Annotated in this window: 28 protein-coding genes and 1 pseudogene; 6 read left to right on the top strand and 23 right to left on the bottom strand. The window is 44.8% G+C overall.

The window, feature by feature from the left end:
- Positions 1 to 8: 8 nt before the first annotated feature.
- Genes B9Y67_RS13965 through B9Y67_RS13955 form a run of 3 tightly spaced genes read right to left on the bottom strand, consistent with a single transcriptional unit; the run spans position 9 to position 2,261 of the window.
- On the bottom strand, positions 9 to 935 hold the full coding sequence (locus tag B9Y67_RS13965; RefSeq protein WP_085507428.1) for an AEC family transporter: 927 nt from the start codon (positions 933 to 935) through the stop codon (positions 9 to 11).
- A 28-nt stretch (positions 936 to 963) separates the two neighbouring features.
- A complete protein-coding gene (locus B9Y67_RS13960) occupies positions 964 to 1,392 on the bottom strand; it encodes a hypothetical protein (RefSeq protein WP_176224006.1) in 429 nt (142 codons plus the stop codon).
- A complete protein-coding gene (locus tag B9Y67_RS13955) occupies positions 1,389 to 2,261 on the bottom strand; it encodes a LysR family transcriptional regulator (protein WP_085507423.1) in 873 nt (290 codons plus the stop codon). The genes B9Y67_RS13960 and B9Y67_RS13955 overlap by 4 nt, the downstream gene beginning before the upstream one ends.
- A gap of 125 nt (positions 2,262 to 2,386) precedes the next feature.
- Here B9Y67_RS13955 and B9Y67_RS13950 point away from each other — a divergent pair, with 125 nt between their 5' ends.
- Positions 2,387 to 3,382 carry a DUF4003 family protein gene (locus B9Y67_RS13950; RefSeq protein ID WP_085507421.1) on the top strand — a complete coding sequence of 332 codons (996 nt, stop codon included), beginning with the start codon at positions 2,387 to 2,389 and terminating at the stop codon, positions 3,380 to 3,382.
- 15 nt (positions 3,383 to 3,397) lie between these two features.
- Here B9Y67_RS13950 and fosM read toward each other — a convergent pair whose 3' ends face one another.
- From fosM to B9Y67_RS13930, 4 genes and pseudogenes are all read right to left on the bottom strand, one after another.
- Complete coding sequence (fosM, locus tag B9Y67_RS13945; protein WP_085507418.1) at positions 3,398 to 3,820, bottom strand: FosM family fosfomycin resistance protein; 423 nt, start codon at positions 3,818 to 3,820, stop codon at positions 3,398 to 3,400.
- Positions 3,821 to 3,835: 15 nt separating this feature from the next.
- Positions 3,836 to 4,297 (bottom strand): VOC family protein, encoded by a 462-nt coding sequence (locus tag B9Y67_RS13940; RefSeq protein ID WP_085507416.1) that lies wholly within the window; start codon positions 4,295 to 4,297, stop codon positions 3,836 to 3,838.
- Between the two features lie 81 nt (positions 4,298 to 4,378).
- A pseudogene (locus B9Y67_RS20470) lies at positions 4,379 to 4,615 on the bottom strand (GNAT family N-acetyltransferase); the annotation flags it as partial.
- A gap of 37 nt (positions 4,616 to 4,652) precedes the next feature.
- Positions 4,653 to 5,003, bottom strand: a complete 351-nt coding sequence (locus B9Y67_RS13930) for a cupin domain-containing protein (RefSeq protein WP_085507412.1) — start codon at positions 5,001 to 5,003, stop codon at positions 4,653 to 4,655.
- 329 nt (positions 5,004 to 5,332) lie between these two features.
- Here B9Y67_RS13930 and B9Y67_RS13925 point away from each other — a divergent pair, with 329 nt between their 5' ends.
- Positions 5,333 to 6,574: an MFS transporter gene (locus tag B9Y67_RS13925; protein ID WP_085507410.1), complete on the top strand. Its 1,242-nt coding sequence runs from the start codon at positions 5,333 to 5,335 to the stop codon at positions 6,572 to 6,574.
- On the opposite strand, the gene B9Y67_RS13920 is transcribed toward B9Y67_RS13925, so the two are convergent.
- The 3 genes from B9Y67_RS13920 to B9Y67_RS13910 all read right to left on the bottom strand — a co-directional run bounded on the left by B9Y67_RS13920 (position 6,512) and on the right by B9Y67_RS13910 (position 8,770).
- Positions 6,512 to 7,321 (bottom strand): helix-turn-helix transcriptional regulator, encoded by an 810-nt coding sequence (locus tag B9Y67_RS13920; protein ID WP_085507408.1) that lies wholly within the window; start codon positions 7,319 to 7,321, stop codon positions 6,512 to 6,514. The two genes, B9Y67_RS13925 and B9Y67_RS13920, sit on opposite strands and share 63 nt — an antisense overlap.
- A 164-nt stretch (positions 7,322 to 7,485) precedes the next feature.
- Positions 7,486 to 8,046, bottom strand: a complete 561-nt coding sequence (locus B9Y67_RS13915; RefSeq protein ID WP_254901812.1) for a GNAT family N-acetyltransferase — start codon at positions 8,044 to 8,046, stop codon at positions 7,486 to 7,488.
- 196 nt (positions 8,047 to 8,242) lie between these two features.
- A complete protein-coding gene (locus B9Y67_RS13910) occupies positions 8,243 to 8,770 on the bottom strand; it encodes a dihydrofolate reductase family protein (RefSeq protein ID WP_085507404.1) in 528 nt (175 codons plus the stop codon).
- 145 nt (positions 8,771 to 8,915) lie between these two features.
- On the opposite strand from B9Y67_RS13910, the gene B9Y67_RS21045 reads away from it, so the two are divergent.
- A complete protein-coding gene (locus tag B9Y67_RS21045; RefSeq protein ID WP_254901811.1) occupies positions 8,916 to 9,050 on the top strand; it encodes a hypothetical protein in 135 nt (44 codons plus the stop codon).
- A gap of 246 nt (positions 9,051 to 9,296) precedes the next feature.
- On the opposite strand, the gene B9Y67_RS13905 is transcribed toward B9Y67_RS21045, so the two are convergent.
- The 4 genes from B9Y67_RS13905 to rraA form a co-directional block, all read right to left on the bottom strand.
- On the bottom strand, positions 9,297 to 10,403 hold the full coding sequence (locus B9Y67_RS13905; protein WP_085507401.1) for a YkvI family membrane protein: 1,107 nt from the start codon (positions 10,401 to 10,403) through the stop codon (positions 9,297 to 9,299).
- Between the two features lie 174 nt (positions 10,404 to 10,577).
- Positions 10,578 to 11,765 (bottom strand): amidohydrolase, encoded by a 1,188-nt coding sequence (locus tag B9Y67_RS13900; protein ID WP_085507400.1) that lies wholly within the window; start codon positions 11,763 to 11,765, stop codon positions 10,578 to 10,580.
- 236 nt (positions 11,766 to 12,001) lie between these two features.
- The gene (locus B9Y67_RS13895) at positions 12,002 to 12,373 is read right to left on the bottom strand and encodes an iron chaperone (RefSeq protein WP_085507397.1); all 372 of its coding nucleotides are present in this window, start codon (positions 12,371 to 12,373) and stop codon (positions 12,002 to 12,004) included.
- 12 nt (positions 12,374 to 12,385) lie between these two features.
- Entirely contained in the window at positions 12,386 to 12,868 is a 483-nt protein-coding gene (gene rraA, locus B9Y67_RS13890) for a ribonuclease E activity regulator RraA (RefSeq protein WP_254901810.1), read from the bottom strand.
- A 120-nt stretch (positions 12,869 to 12,988) separates the two neighbouring features.
- Between rraA and B9Y67_RS13885 the strand changes: the two genes are divergently transcribed.
- Entirely contained in the window at positions 12,989 to 13,255 is a 267-nt protein-coding gene (locus B9Y67_RS13885; protein WP_085507395.1) for a hypothetical protein, read from the top strand.
- A gap of 120 nt (positions 13,256 to 13,375) precedes the next feature.
- Here B9Y67_RS13885 and B9Y67_RS13880 read toward each other — a convergent pair whose 3' ends face one another.
- The 8 genes from B9Y67_RS13880 to B9Y67_RS13845 all read right to left on the bottom strand — a co-directional run bounded on the left by B9Y67_RS13880 (position 13,376) and on the right by B9Y67_RS13845 (position 19,921).
- On the bottom strand, positions 13,376 to 13,624 hold the full coding sequence (locus B9Y67_RS13880) for a DUF3949 domain-containing protein (RefSeq protein ID WP_176224005.1): 249 nt from the start codon (positions 13,622 to 13,624) through the stop codon (positions 13,376 to 13,378).
- Positions 13,625 to 13,685: 61 nt separating this feature from the next.
- Positions 13,686 to 14,468 carry an arylamine N-acetyltransferase family protein gene (locus tag B9Y67_RS13875; protein WP_085507392.1) on the bottom strand — a complete coding sequence of 261 codons (783 nt, stop codon included), beginning with the start codon at positions 14,466 to 14,468 and terminating at the stop codon, positions 13,686 to 13,688.
- Positions 14,469 to 14,716: 248 nt separating this feature from the next.
- Positions 14,717 to 16,363, bottom strand: a complete 1,647-nt coding sequence (locus B9Y67_RS13870) for a DUF2207 domain-containing protein (protein ID WP_085507389.1) — start codon at positions 16,361 to 16,363, stop codon at positions 14,717 to 14,719.
- Between the two features lie 163 nt (positions 16,364 to 16,526).
- Positions 16,527 to 16,808, bottom strand: a complete 282-nt coding sequence (locus B9Y67_RS13865; protein ID WP_085507387.1) for a hypothetical protein — start codon at positions 16,806 to 16,808, stop codon at positions 16,527 to 16,529.
- Positions 16,809 to 16,876: 68 nt separating this feature from the next.
- Positions 16,877 to 17,479: a hypothetical protein gene (locus tag B9Y67_RS13860; protein ID WP_085507386.1), complete on the bottom strand. Its 603-nt coding sequence runs from the start codon at positions 17,477 to 17,479 to the stop codon at positions 16,877 to 16,879.
- Positions 17,480 to 17,596: 117 nt separating this feature from the next.
- Positions 17,597 to 18,061: a thioesterase family protein gene (locus tag B9Y67_RS13855; protein WP_085507384.1), complete on the bottom strand. Its 465-nt coding sequence runs from the start codon at positions 18,059 to 18,061 to the stop codon at positions 17,597 to 17,599.
- Between the two features lie 13 nt (positions 18,062 to 18,074).
- On the bottom strand, positions 18,075 to 19,028 hold the full coding sequence (locus B9Y67_RS13850; protein ID WP_085507382.1) for a 3-hydroxyacyl-CoA dehydrogenase NAD-binding domain-containing protein: 954 nt from the start codon (positions 19,026 to 19,028) through the stop codon (positions 18,075 to 18,077).
- Between the two features lie 2 nt (positions 19,029 to 19,030).
- The gene (locus B9Y67_RS13845) at positions 19,031 to 19,921 is read right to left on the bottom strand and encodes a beta-keto acid cleavage family enzyme (protein WP_085507380.1); all 891 of its coding nucleotides are present in this window, start codon (positions 19,919 to 19,921) and stop codon (positions 19,031 to 19,033) included.
- Between the two features lie 301 nt (positions 19,922 to 20,222).
- On the opposite strand from B9Y67_RS13845, the gene B9Y67_RS13840 reads away from it, so the two are divergent.
- Positions 20,223 to 21,767: a BCCT family transporter gene (locus tag B9Y67_RS13840; RefSeq protein ID WP_085507378.1), complete on the top strand. Its 1,545-nt coding sequence runs from the start codon at positions 20,223 to 20,225 to the stop codon at positions 21,765 to 21,767.
- A 63-nt stretch (positions 21,768 to 21,830) separates the two neighbouring features.
- Here the strand turns inward: B9Y67_RS13840 and B9Y67_RS13835 are convergent, their stop codons facing one another.
- Entirely contained in the window at positions 21,831 to 22,367 is a 537-nt protein-coding gene (locus tag B9Y67_RS13835) for a TetR/AcrR family transcriptional regulator (protein WP_085507376.1), read from the bottom strand.
- A gap of 178 nt (positions 22,368 to 22,545) precedes the next feature.
- Here B9Y67_RS13835 and brnQ point away from each other — a divergent pair, with 178 nt between their 5' ends.
- Positions 22,546 to 23,916, top strand: a complete 1,371-nt coding sequence (brnQ, locus tag B9Y67_RS13830) for a branched-chain amino acid transport system II carrier protein (RefSeq protein WP_085507374.1) — start codon at positions 22,546 to 22,548, stop codon at positions 23,914 to 23,916.
- Positions 23,917 to 23,924: the final 8 nt, after the last annotated feature.

Here is a 23,924-nt window from a genome sequence, read left to right as displayed (position 1 = left end):
GTATTATCCTATAAAAATATTACGTTTGATAACGATACCACGGCAGTAACTGTGATGATGCTGCACAACGTAGTTAATAAAACAGCCTGAGCAGCGTAATCGGGATGGTTCCCATACTCCAGGGCAAATAGCGAACTGTTCCGTGAGACAGGAAATGAACTGGCAATAAATAACGCCTGGGCGACCGTACCTTCTAAGCCTAATAGTAAAATCGTAACCAGGGCAATACCAGGGGCCATAACTAACCTGCCAACAAGCGTCAGTACCAATGGTATTGATAGACGTGAGATTTTTATAAAGGCACTCTGCGCTCCCAACGTAATAAGCGCAATCGCTAAAAAAGCATTGGACGTGTTTTCAATTGGAGTCCAAATGAATTCCGGAATATTTATTGACGTTGCCTGAAAAAACACACCGGATAAAAAGGCATAAAACACGGGTGTCTTCAGGAATACCAGAATCGCCTGGGACCCCTTTCTCCCAACGGATACCGAATTGAATAGGCCATAGGTATACGTAAGAAGGTTTTGAAAAACCAGGACGACAATCTGAACAGATAACCCTAACGGATTGTGTTGAAACACCAATTGACTCACAGGTAACCCGAAGTTGCCGGAATTCACTAATACGACACTGTTTTTAAAAGTGGCGGATAACCCTTTCTCAAAATTAAAGATTCTCGATACCCCGGCACTGATCCCCATTAAAAAAAGAGATTGCAAGGCAAGAAAGGTTACAATAAAAAAGAGCGTGTCTCCCGCTATATTACTCTCGTATAAATTCGCAAAACATACGGCTGGCATAAGCAAAAAATGATTCAACTTAGACAGCGTACCCATATCAAACGAAAATTTCCGATGAAGAAATGCCCCTAGTCCAATTAGCATAAACACTGGGAAGATAACTTTTATTAAAATCTGAATGAATATTTCCATGACTCACACCCTCCCACGCGTTAAACGGCTAAAAAATCTGAACGAAGATCTGATAGCCATTCTCATAGGTTACTGTGAAGCCCACGTCTAACTTACCGGCGGATTGGTCATGGAACTCCTTGACCCCTATAGTTGGCAAACAAAAATATTTGCCTGTCACAGGTTCACTTATCAACATACATTCTGTGTGCATATGAATGACTGCCCGTTTCATTCTGTTCATACAACTAAACCCTGTCATGTCCTCAGGACTCATAAGCTCCACATCAAAATCGTTTCCTTCATACAACTTCATCCTGGTTTCCAGCAATTTCGATAACCCCATCACCATCCACGCCCCCTCTTCCGTTTCATTATAGAAAGGCTGAGGACGCTTATAAAATACAAAAAAGCTATCGAGAGCCATATAAAAAAGGAATACAAAAAAAGCACAGGCAGCAAGCCCATGCTTCATCAAATATCGTTTTTAAAATCCAATTGTCGAACAACCTCTATAAACTCTTTCACTACTGTCAGTTCTAAAGACTCCTCATGATAGAGCAGCCAGGTTTTCCTCACAATCGGTTTTCCTTCATCATCCTGCAAAGGGATAGAAAAAAGACCAGGATCCTCCTCAACGAGCACACTGGGCAGGATGCCGTATCCTAAACCATTTACTACCATTTCTTTGCATGTATCTGCTTTGTCCACTTCCATCCCGATCAACGGACCTTCAGAAAATGTTCGAGTCCACCAATTATCAATCAATGACTTTAACGTGTGGTCCGTGTCATATTGAATTCTGGGCAGGTACGGTAGATCTTGAGGGTCGATCTCTTCTTTAGAAACGATACAGACATTTTCTTCAAAAAGAAGCTGCTTAGCATCTCCCCACTGATAATCCCCCCTCACAATTCCAATATGAGCATTACGATGATACACCTGTTCAAAAGCTTCCCGGCTCCACCCGGTGGAAACTTTAAAATTCACCTTCGGGAACTGTTCACGAAACCGTTTTAACAGCCCCGGCAGCTTATGTCTCGTTATATAATTGGAAACCGCTAATCGGAGCGTCCCGCTAGCCTCCTCATCCATGTTTTGGACCGTCTCTTTTATCTTCCGAAGACGACCTAGCATTTCATCGGCACATGTGACTAGGAATTCCCCCTGCGGCGTAAACTGGACTCCTTTTGCACCTCTACTGATAATGGCCCGATCGTATTCCTTTTCAATTTGCTGGATCCGTTTCGTTAACGAAGGTTGGGAGATATATAATTGCTGAGCTGTTCTGGTAATATTCTTCTTTTCATATAAGACTTTTAATAGTTGCCAATCACGTTCATCCATCATTGTCTCCCCCAATGCTAGTCTATACCTGCTTTTCTACCAATATTATCATATAAAATAGAAACGTTTTTAACATTCATCCGTATAAATTAATAGAAACCTAACCACTAGAAGGGGGACCACGTATGACGTTAGCGCAAGAACTTACTCCATTGAAAGCTACATACCTGGATATTTATAACCAATTGAGAAAAAAGATGAAATGGACGGATAAAAAGATTGTGATGATGGTAGCGTCCGTCTATGTGACCAGTGATCGCGAATTTGCTATCGATCGTTATGTAAATCTTTCGGAAACTATTAAAAAAGAAGCCAACATGTTTTCCTATTTGAACTCCCCGCTTCGCTATTCTGTGGCCGCCATGCTGGATACACGGTTCGATGATCCATTCCGCGCCTTTTCTGACATGATGGAGGTTTATGACGCTATGATTCGAAGCGGTTTTAACCGTTCCCAGTATACCTACTTGGCTGCTGCTGCGTTCATGCAGGATCACACGGAGGGTGCTGACTTGGTGGAAAAAGTGGAACGGGCGGTTTCGATTCATCGGTTAATGAAAAAAGAACATCCATTTCTCACCTCCAACGATGATTATCCGCTGGCCGCATTGTTGACTCAACGGGAAGAAGAAATGGAAAAACTCATCGACCAGGTCGAGTATATCTACCGGGCACTCGATGAGAATGGGTTTTGGAAGGGGAATCACCTTCAATTCCTAAGCCATATGCTTGCCCTGGATGAGGAGCATACGCCAGACGAACTTGTAGAACGCACGATCCGCGCTTCTGAAGCATTAAAAAGGTCGGAAATCCGTTTTAAAAAGTTACTTTATCCGGAAGCCGGCTTGCTCGCATTCCTCGGAGATGAAATAAACGCTTTAAACGACGTCCTGGCATTCAAAGACGCCCTGGACCAGGAAGCATCCTTCCGCTGGCAAAAGGAAATGAATGTCAAGGTAGCGGTCAACATTCTAGTAAGCCATAAACTGCGAGAAGCCAACACCATCCAAACCGGATTATTTACCACTTTGGAAACTATTTTGCAAGCCCAGCAGGCTGCGACCCTGGCAGGGATAACAGCCACAACAGCCGCCTCTGCCTCCAACAGTGGCGGCCAGTAAAGCCTATATGGAGTTTTAATCATAAAACTCCATATAGGCTTTTTCTTGTTTATAATAATCCAATCGATCCTGTAACGTACCCGTATGTAATTCAAACTTATGACCATCAGGGTCTTCAAAATAAATCGATTGCTTGTCCCTTTTATCCCTGGGTCTGCCCGACAAAATAGAAACATCCAGATCATTTAGCTTCTGATACATTTTGTCCACATCACTTTCATCAATTGAAAAGGCAATATGGGTGTAGGACTGCTTTATTTCATTGCGAGGGATGCCTGTTTCTTCATTGAGTGCAAACCACATCCCATGGACATCAAAGTAGGCAGTACTTCGGCCTTTTACCAATAGCTTGGCATCAAAGACATTTTCATAAAACGCTATCGATTTTTCTAAATCAGAAACAGAAAACAAAAAGTGATTGAGCCCCTGTATCGACATATGCAACCTCCTAATCTACTTACTCTGACTTTTCCTGTATTCCTTCAGCTCCATCATTTCAAAGTCTATCTCCTCATCTATTTTGAGCGGCGTAATAAACTCTAACGAATTGCCATCCGGGTCATGAAAATATAAAGCAGCGTGCGTTTGCGGATTATTCGGGAGCACCAATGGCTGCTGTTCCGGCTCAAAACCGAAGGCATTCTTTACCTTGGCTCCTCTTTCTTCCAGCCAATCTTTCGCCTTCATCAAATCATCCAATTCCACTTGGAAGGCTATATGGCGGAGGGAAGGATGGTAAGGCGTTTCAACCTTATCGGATTCCCAAAGCCCTAGCCAACTCTTCCCCTTTTCAATCCAAAAGAATGTCACCGCATCTCCACGGTGAGCTAAATCCAACCCTAACTTACGATAAAATTCAATGGACTTTTCCATATTACTCACTGGCAAATGCGCTTCATACAAACCTTTAATCATCTATCTAACTCCCTTTCGATAATAATTAGTCTAACACCTTGACCAACTCAATCTCATCCTTGATAGCTATTAGATGCTATATCATTTCTGATATTCCATTAACCAGCAATCTCTATATTCCCCTTCATGAAGCTCATGTTTTGGGAGTAATTTAACTTTTTTAAAACCACACTTCTCGTAGCATTTAATAGCTCGTGAATTTCTGATTTGAGGATCCATCACTACCATGTCTGCTCTTTTTTGCACCATTAAGAAGTTCACCATAGAGGTAACGAGTAATGTTCCAATCCCTTTATTCCAATACGGCACTTCCCCAATATTGTTAATAGCATCTCCTATTGGTTTAGTAGAAGCTTCATTCTGACAATAAAGGTAGTGCCTTGAATGGTTCCAATTGATCAGACTCAATATTGATGGCAGCCAATCCATCTTCCGTGTACGTTTCATGCCACTCGCCTGGTTCCCACATAGCAAGCTGCCCTTTTTTAATAAGCACAGGATTCCGGTCTTCCCCTTTCACCCATCCCTCACCTTCTACCACCAGCAACATTTGGGAAACTGTCGCCTCATGTCCACCAATTACTCCTTTTTTTGCCAGGTGCATATAGGCTATTTGCATTGCATTGACTTGTGTTTCCAATATCCTGGATATAGGGGTAATGGTAAAGTGCTTACTATTATAAGCGTCTACCTGCTTACATTTCATTTCCAGCCTCCTGTTTAAACTCTTTTCCCTCTTATCAAGACCGCCCACTTCAAAATTTCGATCGCTCGCGGTCTTGATAAAGCCTCTTAAGACCGCCCCACAAAAACTCCTGCCTTCTAATAGTCTTTATCCTCGTTATTAAGACCATGAGCTTCGCATTCCTATTCTCTAACGGTCATTAGAGCTATTTTCCAATCGTTGAATATTACATGCAGCGTGCACAGGGGCCATTCACCTTCCTATTTATGCAAAAATTGGTCTGTTTTTTGCCAATAATCAAAAAGACCATCACCTCCTGCCCGCTTATAATCTAGGCAAGAGGTGATTAGATGTATCGAACGATTTGGTTGAACAAAAATATACGGTATTATCTGTTAGCGGGTGGAGTTTCCCGGCTGGGAGACATCCTATCCGGGATGGCATTTTTGTTTTTAGCTTACGATATAACAGGATCTAACTTATATACTACCATTATGGCGATGGCAGAAACCTTGCCGTATCTTCTATTTGGCTTGATTGGCGGTGTGATGGCTGACTGGCTGCCCAAGAAAAAATTACTTATCTATTTAGATTTAGCTCGCACCCCTTTAGTCCTGTCGATTGTAGCTTTGTATTACTTCGATGCATTAACTTATGTGTATTTGTTAGCCATCAGCTTTCTTATCCAAAGTATCGGCTGTTTCTTCAACCCGGCCCATCGCGCTGTCCTGCCTTCGATCACGAAGAACGAGGAGAGGACCAGTGCTAACAGTTTGTATGACACATTGACAAGAGGGGTGACGGTCCTAAGTCCCCTATTGATCGTATGGTTATTGAATTCCTTTGGAACAGTCCATTTGTTTACGATAGACGCTCTGACCTACGGGTTTAGCGCACTTTTTATAACAAGGCTCCAATGGAAAGATACCACCGCTCCTTCCGAAAAGAAATCATTGAAAACTTTATATAAAGCAATCTTGGAATTTGCCTCCTGGGCAAAAGCCCATTCCACCATCAAACATTTATTCATCTTTACGTTTATTACTGTTTTCTTCAATACGTGGGTCTGGGAAGTAGGATTATTGCTCGCGTTAGCAGAACAAAGCGCGAAAAGCGAAGAGCTCTATAGCATCTTGCAAGGAGTTTTCGGTGGAGTTGTTATTATAACGAATATTGTCCTGCCGTATTTCATAAAAAAAATGACGCTCCGCCACTACCTGATCGGGGCAAGTATATGGGGAGCAGGAATTATCTATTATGGCGCACTCTATGACATCACACACTTTTTTATTGGAGGTGCAATCGTTGGAATCGGGCTCCCGATTGCTGGATTAGCACGAGTCTATCTGCTTCAGACCCTTGTTCCTGAAAAAAAGCTAGGGCGTGCATTCAGTACCAATGCCGTTCTTTTATACTTTTCTAACACCATCTCTTTAGGGCTTTACGGTCTTTTAGTAACTTTTATATCCATACAAAAACTCATGCTTGGCAGTGGCTTGATTATTCTCCTGGTAAGCGCTGGAGCACTGCTATTTCGAACCGTGAATATGGCGAAATTCAGAAGGGGTCTTCCGATAAACTTTTTTAAATAAGCGATTATAGGAAGCTACACTATTAAATCCATGCTGAAGCGCGATGGTAAGGATCGAATTCCTGGTATGTAGAAGATCATGTTGACTACGGAACAGACGATATAGTTGTAACCAGGAAAAGGGAGACAGACCGACTTCTTCCTTGAAAAGATGGGCAAGCTGGTATTTGTTCAGCCTGGCAACTGCAGCCATTTCATCCAGTGTCCAGCCTTCACTGTAGCTCTCTTTTAGAGCATCGATCACTATAGTTATATTGATCTGACTTTTAAAGCTAGGAAACTCCTCTTGATGAGAACCTGTGCCATATTGAAGCATCATGATAGAAAGCTGAGTCAAACTGTTATCAAGGAAAAATTGATTGGTCGATGGATCTGAATCCTCGTTAAAAGAAAGAAAGTCTCTTACAAAAGCCATCCACTTCCAAATCAGTGGATGACGATAAGAAATCAACGAAAATTCAGGTTCTCTTTCCCCTATTCCCAATTGTTCGGAAGCAGCTTGCAGCAAAGAAGGCTGCACCTCGATAAGGAATTTTTCCTTTGTAGCTAAAAGCTGTTTATGAGCATCCATCGGGTTAAAGATAAAGAATGCATGCTTATCGATTGTGATGTCACCATGGGGCGTCTGGTATACGCCCCTGCCAAACGGAGAAAATATCATTTTATAACACGCATCACTTCTCCAGGCCCGCTCACCTAAGTGGTCGATTCGCTTAAGCAGCAAACCATTCTCGTTTTCCAATATCATTCGTATATCTCCTTGTATATGTTAATGGGCCTTGTCAAGCCTATAAAGACTGTCCCACATAATTTTCTGCCCCGTGTTCCTTTGATGGTTATCAGGACACTCACAGCGGACTCTTCCAGATTCAGAGCGCCATTCATTCTCAAAGTATTGCGCCTGATGACTGCTTATCTGGCATTTATGTAATACACGAGGTTATCCGTCCAGGCATTATCTTCATAAATAAACCGCTTCCTTGTGCATTCATACGTCATTCCCGCACTCTCCGCTAACCGGATCGATGGGCTGTTATCTACATTAATATGAGCTTCAATCCGATTAAACTCCAGATGATGAAAGGCAATAGTCAGCCCTTCCTCGACCGCCTCTTTCCCGTAACCTTGCTTCCAGAATTGGTTATGGATCCGGTAACCCAGCATCCCCCACTGAAATTCATCTCTCATAATCGTTGAAAACTCCACACTGCCGATATGTTTTTGATCCGATTTTCGAAAAACCCCGAACACATACGTCTCATCCCGTGCGGCTAACCGTTTAAATCTGGCAACGACATCATGGAATTTTCTCTGTGTCCAAGCGTCCACATCGATACCATCGCCATCATACTTATACTGGGAAGGAAGCCGGTTTCGAAATCCCTCCAGCCACACTTCGTAATCGTCATTCTGTAGTGGTCGTAATATCAACCGCTCCGTTTCAGACTGAAGCTTCCGTTCTTGTGTTTTCAATGTGACATCTCCTCTGCATGAATAAGTTTTGTAAGTTATTAGCTGCATAGTTTGAATCCTTTATTTTATATGCCATCAGACATCACACCTTCCAAAATGTGCTAAAGCCATCATAACATAATCAGAAAATTCACAAACAAAAACGAACTTTTAAAAGAGCCTAAAAAAGACCGCACCCAAATCGGGTACGGTGAAATCACGCCAATTCATAATGTAGTTCTGCAAACTGTTTATACTGTTTCACATCAAGCAGCTTCAATTGATTTTCCGTTTCACCAGGGATGAATAGTGGAATTCCCCGGCCGATGATCGTAGGGGCAACCTGGATGATAAACTCATCCACCATCCGCTCCTGTAACAACGGATAAAGCACCTCGCCTCCGCCAACAATCCAGATTCGCCTGCCCCCTTCTTTTTTCAAAGCTTTCGTGAACGCAGCAATATCTTCATCGATAAACTCGACATGTTCCGTAGAGCCGAAAGTCGAACGGGAAAACACATAGCATTTTTTGTCCTGATATGGAAATTCATCCGTCAGTACTTGGATTTGGTCGTACGTTTTCCTTCCCATCAAAATGGTATCAATCGAATCGTAGAATTCCTCATACCCGGTGTCGTGCTCGCCCTCTGTCCCAATCAGCCAGTCCAAGGCATGATTTTCACGGGCAAGAAAACCATCGACACTGATTGCTCCATAAAAAATCAATCGACTGTGGTTGTCCATACTTTTCCCTCCATCGTTATGAATTCCGTTTTGACCCACCAATTATAGTATTCGTGTGTACCAGCGAGAGTAATAGCGTATTCCGATAAATAAAATTTCGGAATCGGCCAAAAATAGTAACAATACATCAAGGGAGTTGTGACAATTGGAAAATAAATTGAATACGATCATTTGGCTACTAATCGGCAGTACCTTGATTTCGTCTATCTTTAGCATCATCATGCTGACGCTTACCATCCAGCATGATCAAAAACAAACAAGCGAAAAAAACTCCAACTAAAAAGCCGAAGGAATGGATCATTGGACAGGAACGCCAAAGAGAGGATGTTTTAAAGAATTCTCTTCTATAAAAAAACATAACCCCTGAGAGCCAGTTGATCGAAGCGCTGCTCTCAGGGATTTTTTTTCTAACGTTTTCAAGCCCCAACGGGAGTATATACCGCCCTAACGCCAGGTTATACTGCCCTAACGCAGGACTATTCTGACCTAACTCCGTAACATAACGCCCTAACGAAAAATTGCTGGATTAACTCGTTGCCCGTTGTTTCTGCTCCACGGACTTGGGCTCGCTTTTTTCTTCTTGCTTAAAGGCCTTCTTCATCTGAAACGGTGTAACAATTAACACGGCAATCAGCGTCAACCCTAGATAGCCGATCAGCGGATAGAAGTAGGCAACCAGTTTGGTAAACCCGAAGAAGCTGACAATAAAACCAACGACCATCGTACCAGTGAAAAACACCTTAAACTGTTTGGTTTCAACAGTAGAAAATCTGGCAGCAAACGAATAGAACATGCTGAGTGCTGTATTGAAAATCATGGCAAAAATGACGATCGACATGATTACCCCTAGTACCGGTGATACATCATTGACGATGGCAAGCATCGGCATGTCTGCTTGTCCAGCGTGCTCCACTTTCGTAAAAATAGCCAGATTACTTAATATAATGAGAATACCAATACCAAGACCACCGAACAGGCCGCCCAGCGCCGCTGTCTTACGGTTGGTCTCTGCTCCGCCCATGACCAGCGCCATGGATGCCCCTACGGCAATGTTAAATGACACATAGTTGATAGCAGAGATGAACCAGTTCGGCAATGTTGTGGTTAACTCGTTAGCCTGGCTGTCCAACTCAGCAAATGATCCATCTGCGGTCATAAAACTGAAAACGGATATCAGCAAGACAAACAAAATGAGGAAAGGCGTAATTCCTCCGATGATATTGACAACACGGTCAACCTTTAACATTCCCGCCATCAATACAAGCAGGGTCATAAGGATGGTTCCTGCAACTACCGGCAATCCAAACTGTTGATTAAGATTGGAACCTGCACCGGCAATCATGACTACCCCGACACCAAACAAAGTGAAAATAAGTACATAATCAATGATGGTCCCTAATACTTTACCACTTATTTGGTAAATGACTTCCTTATGGGAAGTGGTTTTCACTCGACTTCCAATCCATACGAGCGCCATCCCTGCATAGGCGAATAAAGCGGTTGCAAGAATTGCCCCGATAATTCCCATGATACCGAAGCTGGTGAAATATTGCAGAACTTCTTGTCCAGAGGCAAAGCCAGCCCCGACAATTACGCCGATAAAAGCGCTTCCAATTATTATTGCGTTCTTCATGTAACGTCCTCCTGTCTAACCACAAAGAAAACTATACCATTCCACTAACGTTATCGGCAATCAAGTTGTTTGTTTTTGTCTGTACAAGCAAAGGGGGATCGACCATCCAAATCCCCCCGTTCATACAAAAAAAGAAGCAGCCAGCTAAAGCCGCTTCCTTTTAAAAGAAAAAATTTATGAGGCATCGAGAAAGTTGAACACCACAGCACCGACAGATTTAGCCGCGACAAGCAGACAATCCTCATCAATTTCAAATTTGGGATGATGATTGAAGTACGGTTCCTCCACACCTTTAGGCGTACACCCGATAAAGAAATACGAACCAGGAATCTTTTCCAGATAAAAAGCAAAATCCTCGGAAGGCGACAGCCTTGGAAATTCCTTGATTTCTTTAATATCCACATCGTCTATATTTTTTAAGGTATCCGCAACAAACGCAGTCATCTCAGGATCATTGTAAAGCGGCGGATAATCTGGTTCATATGTGAGTTCACAGATCACACCAAAGGTTTCTTCAATTCCTTTAGCAATCCGCTGTATCTCCTTGCTGATGACATCCCTCGTTTCATTATCGGAATACCGGATATCTCCCTCAATTTCGATGCTATCCTTGATAACATTAAAACTCCCTTTCCCATCAAACGATCCAATCGTCACTACGCCGGTACGAAGAGGATCTACCCTGCGGCTCACAATCGTCTGGGCAGCAGTCACAAAATAAGAGCCCGCAACGATGGCATCATTCGCCTTATGTGGGGAGGACCCATGTCCACCGCTCGCCTGTACGCGTAGTTTGAAGTAAGCCCGCCCGTTAAACGTATAGCCGCTGCGGTAGCCGACCGTCCCTGCAGGCGCCATCGGCAGAACATGGACACCGAATATGCTATCGACATCATCCAGATACCCTGCTTCCACTATACTTTTCGCCCCGCCTGGAGGAACTTCTTCTGCATGCTGGTGAATGATTTTGATCGTGCCATGAATGTGCTCTCTCAGCTGAATCAGACTATCAGCAAGTACTAAAAGATAAGCCGTGTGAGCATCATGGCCGCAAGCATGCATGATTCCTTCCCGCTTCGACTTAAACGGTACCTCTGCTTCTTCATTAATCGGCAGCGCATCAAAATCCGCCCGAAGCGCCACCACTTCACCTGGTTTTCCACCTTTGATCGTGACGATAATGCCATGTCCATTCCCCGCCTCTGTCTCGATATCGACTCCTTTACCTTGGTAAAAATCAGCAATATAGGCGGCTGTTTTTTCTTCTTGAAAAGAAAGTTCAGGATTTTCATGCAAATGACGGCGAATGGCAATCATCTCATCTTCCCGTTTTTTCAACATATCCATTAACTGTTCAACCATTTTGAAAGACTCCTTTCCTTCTACCTGCTGCTGTCTCCGTACCGATATGTAGTCCATCACTTCACAAAATCATCTTCTATTAGTTTAACAAAAAATCACCTGGTCCCCAGCCTTTAAGCTTCCATTCCTGATAGAAGCTTATAATGCCCTGATCTCCCCAAACTAATTGTGGATACAAAAAATAATCCACCCAAGCAAAGCTTAGATGGATTTCTTTAGGCAGGAAGAAAGCAGCCTCATTTCCGCCAAAAAGCGGAATAACCCTCTTTATCTTTAATATTAAACGCAATCATTTTCTCCAATAAGGAATAATCAACCGGACGATTCCACGGCATGCGCACTAACTGTTTCGTGTGCTCATATCCAGCCTGTTTGATTTCATCTGAAAACTGTTCAATCCCAGCCTGTTCCGGCGCAACGGCCAAGTGCTTTTTGGCTACACTGAAAGCAATAATAAAGGTCCCGTGATCGGTAAACATCGGCTGATTCCATTTTACTTCCCGTTTTAATTGCGGAAATTTCTCCGATACCCACTGTAGCACTTCCTCTGTCCGGTCGCGATGATCCGGATCATCAATCTTTGCTAAAAACTCCTCAAATTCTTTCACTTTCGTACCTCCTCACAATTCCAACGGTTCTTGTGACACGATGATTCCGTCTTCGTCCACGTACACATAATCCCCTGGATTCCATTCGGTATTCCCAAACGCTAAAGGGATATCTGTCTTACCCTTGCCTTCTTTCTTACTTTTCAATGGAATGGTGCCTAAAGCCATGACACCAACATCCGCTTCACACACTTCCAGGCGATCTCTTATGTAGCCGTTGACGATAATCCCAGCCAACCCTCGATCTGCGGCGATTTTTGCCAGGTTGCCTCCCAACAGTGCGCAGTTTTTCGAAGCCATGCCATCGACAACTAATACGTTGCCAGCCGGAATCGTCTCCAGTGCTTTCCGAACAAGCACATTATCATCTCTCACCCTTACCGTTGAAATCGGGCCAAAAAAGCTTTTCTTTTTACCGAAGCTAGCATAAGCTGGATCGACGATACGTACCTTTTCCGGATATTGATCACATAAATCGGTTGTTTTCATAGTCATTTTTTCTGCCTCGCTTTCTGCATGGTTTATCCCTGTATCTATTTCTAGAAAAATGTAAAAATTCCTGTTTACATTTTCATTTCTAAACTGGACAGACTAACCTTCTAAAGGAGTGAGCGCATGAATTTTTCAGGAGCTATCATAGCCGGCGAGTTCGACCAAGATAGTGACGCCTTTATTTTACAGCAAGTCAAACAGCTATCTACTACATCTTCTCTCAATAAAGATCAGTTCGATATCATTTACCACTACCTGATAACGAATCAGGAAGATTCCGACGGCCAGGTACTATCTTTGAATGACCAATTGCTTGTTCGCCTGAGTCAGGAAGAGCTGCAGGAATTCATTGCAGACTTAGACCGGATTAAACATATCTTTTGGAGTTAGGCAGGAAACTTCTTCCCTAACAGCTGGATGTTCTGACCTAACGCAAATACCTTCGGACCTAACGTTTTCCAGTTGAATAAACAGCAAAAACGCTTGGATTGATGTCAATCCAAGCGTTATTTATATTTCTTTTTTCATACGCAGCCATAACCAGGCAATAAAATTTGCCGGCATAAAGAACAAATTCCCCTGTGAATTCATGTGCAGCAGTTCTTCCTGGAATTTCATCTGATCATAGTACTTATCCTGGGATAGTTTTTTCTTGTGCATTTCTTCCTTAATTCCTCGTAAATAACGAACCTGGATAGGGATCATAATTATCGTAACAACAAGGAAGACACTGAGTAATATCCAAATAAACAGCTCCATGCCCATCCCTCCACTTTCCTGAACTACTACTATATACGAATGGAATCAGGATTTGTTTCACTTAAAATTCAAGACCAAACTGCTCTTTTGCCAGTGCTCGAAATTCTGTATTGTCTATCTCCCTCTTCTCTTGTTTCCCATCTATCCACTGTGTATAAGAGGAATCAGTCAGCGTTTTACTGCCCCGACCTGTAAGCTTGACGGCCAGTGGATTTTTATTAAACGGGGAGTTATCGTCCGTTTCAATGATGTCCTGCACTTCATTCAGCTCAGCAACTTCGTTCACCGGCCGGGTAGTATCAAAAGTATACCCGATCTGCCAGTCACTCTGGTTACGATTGAGCTTCATTTCCAGCACATAATTTCCATACTTCGTGTCTTCCTGTTTTACCCGGTACTGGCCATTCTCAGAACGAACTGTTTCACCTGTCAGAGGGACCGGGCGAAGTGGTACGTTGCCCCCAAAGCCAGTATCGACCAGCCAGGATTCCCCATCTTGTTCAAGGATGATGGCAACGTGCGTCCTTCCAAGATGTGTCCAATCCTGTTTCGCTTGCACAAAAACTTCCCCGCGTACCAGCTGGACATCAAAGTCATTTTCGACAAGGAAAAAATACAGCAGCGGATTGAGCTCGTAGCACACCCCGCCTTCCTGTTCCTTCAGTAACTTCGTAACAAGATTTTCTTTTGTCAGCGGGAGTGTTGTCCCCGACAATATCCGTGCGTTTTCAAAAGGAAACGTCCGTCCTGTTTTTTCAAGCAATTCACCGAGCGAATCCATCGTGAGCGTTTTATCTTCAGCCATGCCGATTCGCTTGCGAAATAAATTATTACATTCTGTCATGATCGTACCCCCGATCACCTGAAAGTTTTTGTTTGTCAGTTCTCTCCCATTATAGAGGTTTCATCCAGGCTATCCCAGCGAAATACCTCCTTAATGGGGCAACATAACGACCTAACTCCAGCCTATACCGCCCTAACGAAGCAACATAGCGACCTAACTCCAACATATACCGCCCTAACGCGAACATATACCTCCCTAACGAAAATTAGCACATACAAAGAGCCCGGCAGTAAAAAGCCGGACTTTTGTCAAAACGCGCCGGAGCCTCCCCCGCCGCCTCCAACACCAGCACCACCACCGGCAGAACCCATTCCGCCAGTAGCCGCTGATACGGACGCGTGCTTATCGGCCTCTTGGAAACTGCTCTGCATCGTGGCGGCCAGCAGCATAAAGATAACCCAATCGTTTCCTGACCCCGCGAAGGCACCCGACGGCTGTGAAGATAGATTTCTTTTACCCATCCCTACCTGATAGAGTAAGGCAGGCACTTGATCTTCTTCCTCCCACTGCTTCCATTGCTCACCCAGCTTCAATGGCTGCAGTTCCTGCTTGATTCGCTGTCCTTCCACCGTTAAAGGCTGGTACGCAATAGTAAACGCGACGAAGAATGCAAATAACACGAACGCTGCAATCATCCAGCTAAATACACCAAACACTGGAAAAACGATCATGAATGGCAATGTAACAAAAGCAGCAATCCCAGCCATCCATCGTGGTTTCGTATTTGTTTCATACAATTTATGCTGGCGGAATTCACGCCTTACCGCTTCCCGCCACGCATTAAATTCCTTCCGGTACCGCTCATGGTTATCTTTATTTTTGGTATAGGCCTCCAAATCGTCCACATGGAACTTGCCGTCCTTGCCAACTTCATCAAATAACCAATGGATCAAGCGGCGCTCATGATCAAACTCGGTATCACGGTTCACCACGCGGAACTCCTTTTCCGACAGTTTCTCGATATGACCTTTTCTAACCAATTCAAGTAACGCCGGCGTCAATGCTTTCGTGGTCACCTGACCATGGCTTGAAAACGCAAGCATAGCCGGAAGACTCATAGAAGTCTTCGGAAAACGGCCAGTTCCACTGATTTGCCGCTTCGCTTCCTGTAACGTTTCCTGTCTCTTTTTCCATGCCTGAACACTAATGACGAAAGCAATTAGCAGTAATCCGCCGATAATAAACGGACCCAAGCGATTCCAGCGCTCCCGCTGCTCCAATTTTGCCGCGATCTGTTCATCCAAAGCTTCTTTGTCTGCCTGGATCGTATCGAGCATCGCCTTGTCACTTGTTACCTGCGCATTAGGAAACAGGCTCGCAACATAAGCAACCCGGATATCGCCGTTTTTACCGCTCGATACGTTTCCGAGCTGGAAGGTCACTTCTCCTTCCCCGGACACTTGTGCTGTATCATAAGCCTCATCGAACCCATAAGCCGCTTTCACCTCTGTCGGCTCCGGCGGAACAATGGTGATCGTCATATTCTCGTAGTCAGACTCATTACTTTTATCGAAAAATGGCCAATAAAACTCCGCAACGTCCTGGAATACTTCGACCCCATTTTCTATCGTATAAAAAATATCTATGGTGACCGCTTCACCTTCGCCGCTTCGATGAATCTTATAAAGTTCATCTTCCTGCTCCACTTTTAACTCCTTACCATTTTCAGATGCATGCACATCCGTGATCGCTGTGTCTTCTTTCGGAATCAGCGTCCTGGTGATTCCATTGAATTCACCTTCAAAACTGTACGTATGTGATTCCTTCACTTTTACATTTCCGTCCGTAAGCAGCTCAGCAGTAATTGCTGTCCGGTCGATTTCATAATCAAGTGCAAATACACTTACCGGAAAAACCATAACGAACAGAACCATCATCATCATTAACTTTTTCACGTTCGTCCCCCCGCTTTCTATCTATTTCTACGGGCCAGGACAGGATTAAGTTTCAAAAACCCGGCTTTCAATCGGAAGTTCTCATTTAACTTCGACATCTTGTTCCTTGACAAAAAAGAAAGAACTTCCTTACTCGGAAACTCTGCTTAATAAATGACTATCGTTATTGTTGTGCCAAAACAACCGCAAGCAAAGTGATGATGATGTTCCAGATTAGAAACAGCGAGCTGCAGATTAGCAGAATCACCCTGGCTTTACCCTTTTTCAAAAAGACTGCCAGAATGAGGCTCAGGAAAGCATAAACCAGTGGAAGGACAAGACCTGCGGGCCCCTTCTGGCCGAAAGTAACCAGCTTGAAGTATTCCATATTAATTTGAATGAGTATCCATGGAAGGATACTCATGATAGATAGAAGAGAAGAAACTATTAATAAAACCGTTCGCATGCATCGATCTCCTCCTGGGTGCAATCTATCCTTAACAGGGCACTTTTTAGTATGTAAGGTAGCTTTGTCTATTTTTCTGTAAGACTTATTTTAAACAACAAAACAAATTCGTGACTGTTCAGCATTTCCTCTAACTCTTCTTCATCAGTTAAATCATACATACTCATTTCGTTCCCCGTCGAGCCAGTATAAGCACCTAAAATATACTCTTTTCCTGTCTCCAGGCTCCATTCTTTTTCCCTGACAGCGTCCTGCCAGCCTCTTATACTTAAATCCTTCCAATTCGTTTCTTGTAAATTACTGGACTTCAGGGTACCATCCGGGCTATACAACAACAGAGAAGGCTCTTCCTGGATGTGCTCAATGAGTCCCATTCCCAGGGCGCCTTTTTGCTCTCCCCCTTCCTCCCAGTCAAGAGATAAGGAAGTGGTGTTTTCCTGTTTTACCCCATTTTCATAAAGTTCAACGAAAATTTCGCCTGTCAAACTTTCATCCTTAGGTCGATGATACGTGTATTCATTTAACTCGCCTAATGTTAGTTCGTCGAATGTTTTTTCATAATCAGAATCCGGGTTCTTTTGTATCGTCACGGCGCCACTTTCCGCCTTCGCACACCCGGCAGCAAGCAACATTACGGCGATCGCTCCCAAAAAATAATAGATTTTTTTCAAGGCTGCCCCTCCTTTTTCCACTGTTACCTATCTCAAAAGTTTAACATGTTATTTCCAATTATGGGTGATGCTCCCCAAAAAAACAGACTCCCTATGAATAGAGAGCCTGCTTTAATGTTATTTTCTTTTGATTCCAATCGTTCGGCCTGCCTGTTTCGGCTTGTCGAGACCGCTGTCTTTCTCGAACAATTGAGCAATCACAGCTTCAATATTTCCCGGGAAACGTGCCCCTCGTCCTTCATTCACATCAATCCCCATCAGCATTTCTTCCAAGGTAGCGACGAGATCGCCATCGGCATTATACATCGATAAGAACAGATGGATCCGCTTCTGGTCATAATCAAGCACCTGGGAAGTAATTTCGAATGCTTGTCCCTCTTTCATCTCCTGCAAGTAGCAGACATGGGTTTCGAGAGTAAAAATCGTATAATCATACTTATTTCGCGCTATGGCATCTAACCCGATATGATCAATGAACGCATCGGTCGCCTGGCTGAACGCGCGGTTGTATTCCGCATCATTCATATGACCGTTATAATCCACCCACGCCGCCGGGACGGTTTGTTGAAATTTAAAATCCATGACGCCATCCTCCTTATACGCGTGTTTTCTCTGTTTCTTTTGGCCAGTATTCCTGGACGAGATCGTATAACTTAACTAAAAACTCATTCCGATGCGCATCCAGTTCACGCATGGACATGCCGTTGGACTGCTCTTCGCAACCGGATACCACTTTATCATACAGCTCATCGGTAAGCTCCGGTGCCTCCAGTTTCGTCCACGGTTTTTTCAATGCCGGACCGAACTGCTTCAGCATATGGCGCATACCGCCTTCTCCGCCGGCCAAATGGAAAGTCAGGAACGGACCATACTGGGCATAGCGCATGCCGGCTCCGTGGGTAAACGCTTTGTCCACTTCTTCGGTTGTTGCGATTCCTTCATTAACGATATGAAGGGACTCGCGCCAGATCGCTTCGATCAAACGATCGGCGATATGACCTTCAATCTCATGACGAACCACTAGCACGCGCATCTGTATCGCTTCGTAAAAAGCCTTCGCCTTCTCTGTATTCTCTGTTGTCGTCTGTTTTCCTGGTACCACTTCCACTAATGGCAAAATATAAACCGGGTGGAACGGGTGCGCCACCACGAAGCGCTCCGGATGCTGCAGGTTGGCCTGCAGTTCAGACGGCATGATACCGGACGTACTGGAACCGATTATCGCATCCGGCTTCGAATGTCGATCGATGTTCTGCAGGACGGTCCGCTTCAGTTCTTCGACTTCTGGGACGTTTTCCTGAATCATATCGGCATCTTTCACCGCTTCCGCCAGATCCTTTTCAAAAGTGAGTCGGTCCTTCGATGCACCTTCAGCAAGACCAAGCTGTTCGGCATACGGCCATGCCTGTTCAACGGCCTTTCGCATCCGTTCTTCTGCACCTTCTGCCGGGTCGGTCGCCACGACATCATACCCGTTGGCGAGCATCCGGACGATCCAGCCCGTACCAATAACCCCTGTTCCGACTACTGCTGCTTTTTGTACACTCATGTTTATTTACCTCCGTTCGTGTCCCGTAGATTCAGCAATTCTCTAGCTTCCTGTGGTGTCATCGGCTCTAAATCCAGACCGTTCAACATCGTGACTGCTTTATCAACAAGCTGTTCGTTTTTCGCCACCACGCCTTTAGACAGATAGATATTATCTTCGAGCCCGACACGTACGTTTCCGCCAAGAAGTGCGGACTGCGAAGCCATCGGCATCTGCATCCGTCCGATTCCGAACGCGGACCAATGCGCATTATCTGGAATGCGGTTTTTCATATATGACATGGTTTCCACATCAGCCGCTGCTCCCCACGGAATACCAAGACAGAACTGATACATCGGATTCCCGTCAATTAACCCTTCTTCCACTAATTGATTAGCAAAACGGACATGGCCAGTATCAAAGCATTCCAGCTCCGGCTTCACTCCGCTGTCCTGGATAAGTTTCGCCTGTTCACGCAGCCAATCGGTTGGGCTCATATAAAGCATGTCACCGAAGTTCGTGCTGCCGCAGTCCAGCGTACACATTTCCGGAAGCAGTTCGCCAACCGGTTCATGACGCTCGGCAGGCGTCTGGATGTCCGTGCCGTTTCCACCTGCTGCCGGTGTATCCAGGCTCGGAATGAAATCACCACCCCCCCCAGAGGTGATATTGATGATTACATCGGTTTCAGATTCACGGATTCGGTCGACTATCTCGCGATAATGCTCGACATTGTGACTGATCCCGCCTGTTTCCGGATCGCGGGCATGCACATGGGCGACCGTCGCCCCCGCTTTCGCAGATTCAATCGCTGATTCGGCAATTTCCTTTGGTGTTACCGGTACATGCGGGTTTTTCTTTATCGTATCTCCTGCTCCTGTTACAGCAGAAGTAAGGATTACTTTTTTCTTCATGACAATTCCTCCTTCAAAAGGTGAACGTTGTTGTTTTTGATTCCGTCAAAACTATACCATCTGGACTGTTAAGTTTCAAACCCTTTTTCAAAATTAATCGTAAATATCATATCCATACTTACTTTAAAGTATTTATCGCCAAAATCAGTAAATAAATGAACTGAACGCTTCGCATTTCCACTAAGATGCTCTATGCTTCTATTTCCTGTCCTATATCACTTTTGAAAGAAAACCGTCTGGATTGTACAGTTTAATACGTCGAGAAAACGAAATAACTTCAACACATAGAGGAGGATTTCTTTTGAGAAAAGAACTCATGGATTGGAAAACGTTCGGAGGGGCACTCGCTTTATTACTGCTCGTATCCCTGCCTCTCATCGTCTTTCCAACACAAGGTAAAGAAGTGGTATTAGCCGTTAATGAAGTAATGACCCAACGATTGGGTTTCCTATTTTTAGGTGTGGGACTTGCCCTGCTCCTGTTCTTACTATTCATCGGAACAAGCAGGTACGGAGATATCAAGCTCGGAGACAAAGACACGAAGCCCGAATTTAAAACAAGTTCCTGGGCTGCGATGTTATTTACAAGTGGGATCGGCACCGGCATCTTGTACTGGGGTGTCATCGAGTGGGCTTACTATTACGAAGGCCCTCCTTTCGGGCTGGAACCTGGCTCACAAGAAGCGATTCAATGGGCATCCACTTATGGATTTTTCCATTGGGGACCGATCGCCTGGGCCATGTTCGCGATCCCGGCCCTGCCAATCGGCTATATGTTCTTTGTTAAAAAGACGAAAGTTTTCAAAATCAGTGAAGCCTGCCGTCCGGTCCTTGGAAAATATACCGACGGACCGATCGGACGACTCGTAGACATCCTGTTCATGTTCGGCCTGCTCGGTGGTGGTGGAACCGGCCTCGCCTTATCCGCCCCAATCATTTCAGCGGGATTAAACCATCTGGTTGGAATTCCCGATACGATGACAACCAAGTCCGTGATTTTGATGTTTTGTACCATGATTTTCGGACTGAGTGCCTATTCTGGTTTGCAAAAAGGAATCCGCAGATTGAGTGACATCAATCTTTGGCTCGCTTTCATTTTACTAATATTCGTATTTGCAGTCGGACCGACGACATTCATCACCGAATCCACGGGAACAGCTCTCGGAAGAATGATGGACAATTTCTTCCTGATGAGTACATGGTCTGAGCCATTCAACGATCTCGCCATGTTCGAACGGACCGGGTTCCCGGAAGGATGGACCGTCTTTTACTGGGCATGGTGGATTGTCTACGCACCATTTGTCGGACTGTTCATTGCCCGTATTTCCAAAGGGAGAACCATCCGCCAGGTCGTATTCGGAACCGTGTTGTTCGGCAGTCTTGGTACTGTGCTGTTCTTCGGTATTTTAGGAAACTACTCCATGTATTTGGAACTGACCGGACAATATCCAGTCATTGAAACCTTGAATCAGCAAGGCGCCCCTGCGGCGATTATCGGTACACTGACCGAACTGCCACTGGCAACACTCGCGATTATCGTGTTCGTCCTGCTTGCGACGATTTTCTTATCAACGACGTACGATTCGGGCTCTTACGTCATCGCTTCCGTCGTTCAGAAGCATGTCGAAGGGGAACCAATTCGCTGGAACCGCCTGTTCTGGGCATTAGCCCTTTCCATCCTGCCGATGATTTTCATGAACATGGGCGGACTGACGACACTGCAGACGATCAGTATCATCGGTGGTTTCCCACTGTTGTTCATCCTTCCGATGTTAGGATGGTCGTTTATCAAAATGGTTAACGAAGACAGAGAGAAAGCAGCGGCAGCAGAAAGAGAAGCATCCTGACTAACGAAAAGTCACCGGCTCACGAAGAACCGGTGACTTTTTTTAATGTAATCATGTTCCTGTCTATTCATAGGTCTGTTCGAGCAGACGTTCAAGCACGCGTTCCCTTAATTTTGGTGGCAGCGGTCCAAGACCAAAAATTTCTGACAGCCACAAGCCATCGACAGCCAGGCGCATAATCGTCGCGTCCACCTGGTCGATTCCATCATGTTCAATATGATTCTGCCAGTCGGCATACGTATCCTGAAGAGGTTTGAGCAGTTTCGGATTAATCCCTTGAGCAGCGAGCATTCCGGCACTGATCGTCCGATTTTCCTTACTTTTATCATGCATGACATTGATAAAAGATCTGGCCCATTTTCCGGTTTCTCCATCATCTTTCTCTACTAATTCTTCGACGTTTTCCCGGTAGATATCATTCATATATTGCACAAGCCCATTAACGAGCGCTTCCTTGGTTGAAAAATGATACAAAAGCCCGCCTTTACTGACTTCTGCCCGTTTCGCAACGGCGTCCAGTGTCAGCGCGTCACTGCCCTGCTCCGTCACAATAAGTGCAGCCGCTTCTAATAATTTCTGGCGCTTCGATTCTCTTGGCATGATCATTCCCTCATTTACAAGTACATTTTTCACTAATGTTATCACAATTTAATAGGAATCTGAACTCAGTCGATATTTTTTACCAAATCCCCGTAAACGGTTGTCCCTTTCCCACATTATTGATAGGATTATCTTTATTCGTTCAACTAGCACTATACACCAGGAAAGGAACATTCAGATGCAACAGAAAACACCATTCTCTACTTACGCCGTTATCGGCACCATGCTCTTTGGCCTGTTTTTCGGAGCAGGTAATTTAATTTTCCCGATCCAGCTTGGCCAGCTCGCCGGAACTTCCTTTTGGCCGGCACTGATCGGATTCCTTGTAACAGCTATCGGACTCCCGTTAATGGGAATTCTCGCAATCGCTCTATCCGGAAGCAACGGGCTCCAGGATTTAGCGGGCCGGGTACATCCTGTATTTGGAGTCATATTCGCTCTCATCCTTTACTTAACAATCGGCCCGTTTTTCGCCATTCCGAGAACAGCAACTGTCCCGTTCGTGGTAGGATTTGAACCATTTATCGAACCAGGGCAAAGCAGTTTGTGGCTAGCCATATTCAGCTTCCTGTTTTTTGCTATTGTCTATTATTTTTCCCTGAATGCGGCCAAGGTCATGGACATCGTCGGTAAATATTTGACCCCGGCTTTCTTATTGTTCTTATCCATGTTGATTATTACCGCGATCGTAAAACCGATGGGCAATTTCGGTGAACCGACCGGCGACTATAGCACATTGCCCTTTATGACCGGCTTCAAAGGAGGGTACAACACGATGGACGCACTCGGAGGACTGGCATTAGGAATCGTGGTCATCCATGCGATCAGAAACCTCGGCATCACCGATAAAAAGGCGATTGCCCAGGCGACATGGAAATCCGGCCTGTTCGCCATGGGACTGATGATGATCATTTATGGGCTGATCACCTACATGGGTGCCTCCAGCGTCTCCATCGTCGGAACCTTAGAAAATGGCGGCCTCACTTTCGCCGCTGTATCCCAGCATTATTTCGGAACTTTCGGTGCCATCCTGCTGGCAATCATTATCGTGCTTGCCTGTTTAAAAACAAGCATCGGACTGATCATTGCCTGCAGCGAATTTTTCCATTCGATTTATCCGAAACTCAGCTACAAAACATTCGTCCTGATTCTATCGCTGGTTTCGTTCATGGTCGCAAACTTCGGCCTGACCAATATCATTCTCTTTGCCGTACCAGTGCTCATGTTCTTATATCCACTGGCGATCGTCCTCATTTTCTTAGGACTAAGCTCGAATTTGTTCCAGCACAAGCGCAGTGTCTACGCCGGCGCGATGATCCTGACGTTTTTCGTGAGTACCATCGATGGTTATAATGCACTGGCAGAAACAGTCCCTGGCGCTTCCCATTCTCTGCTGGAATCAATCAGTCATTCCTATGCAGCCTATCTGCCCCTCTACGGGATCGGACTTGGCTGGATGCTGCCAGCGCTTATCGGAGCAGTCATCGGTTATCTGTGGAAAAATACACCAGCAGTGCTGGAAAAGAAAGCCGAAAACCTATCATCTTAACGTAAAAA

The organism is Thalassobacillus devorans (assembly GCF_900176565.1).
Classification (GTDB): domain Bacteria; phylum Bacillota; class Bacilli; order Bacillales; family Halobacillaceae; genus Thalassobacillus; species Thalassobacillus devorans_A.
This window is presented reverse-complemented; position numbering and strand designations above follow the sequence as displayed.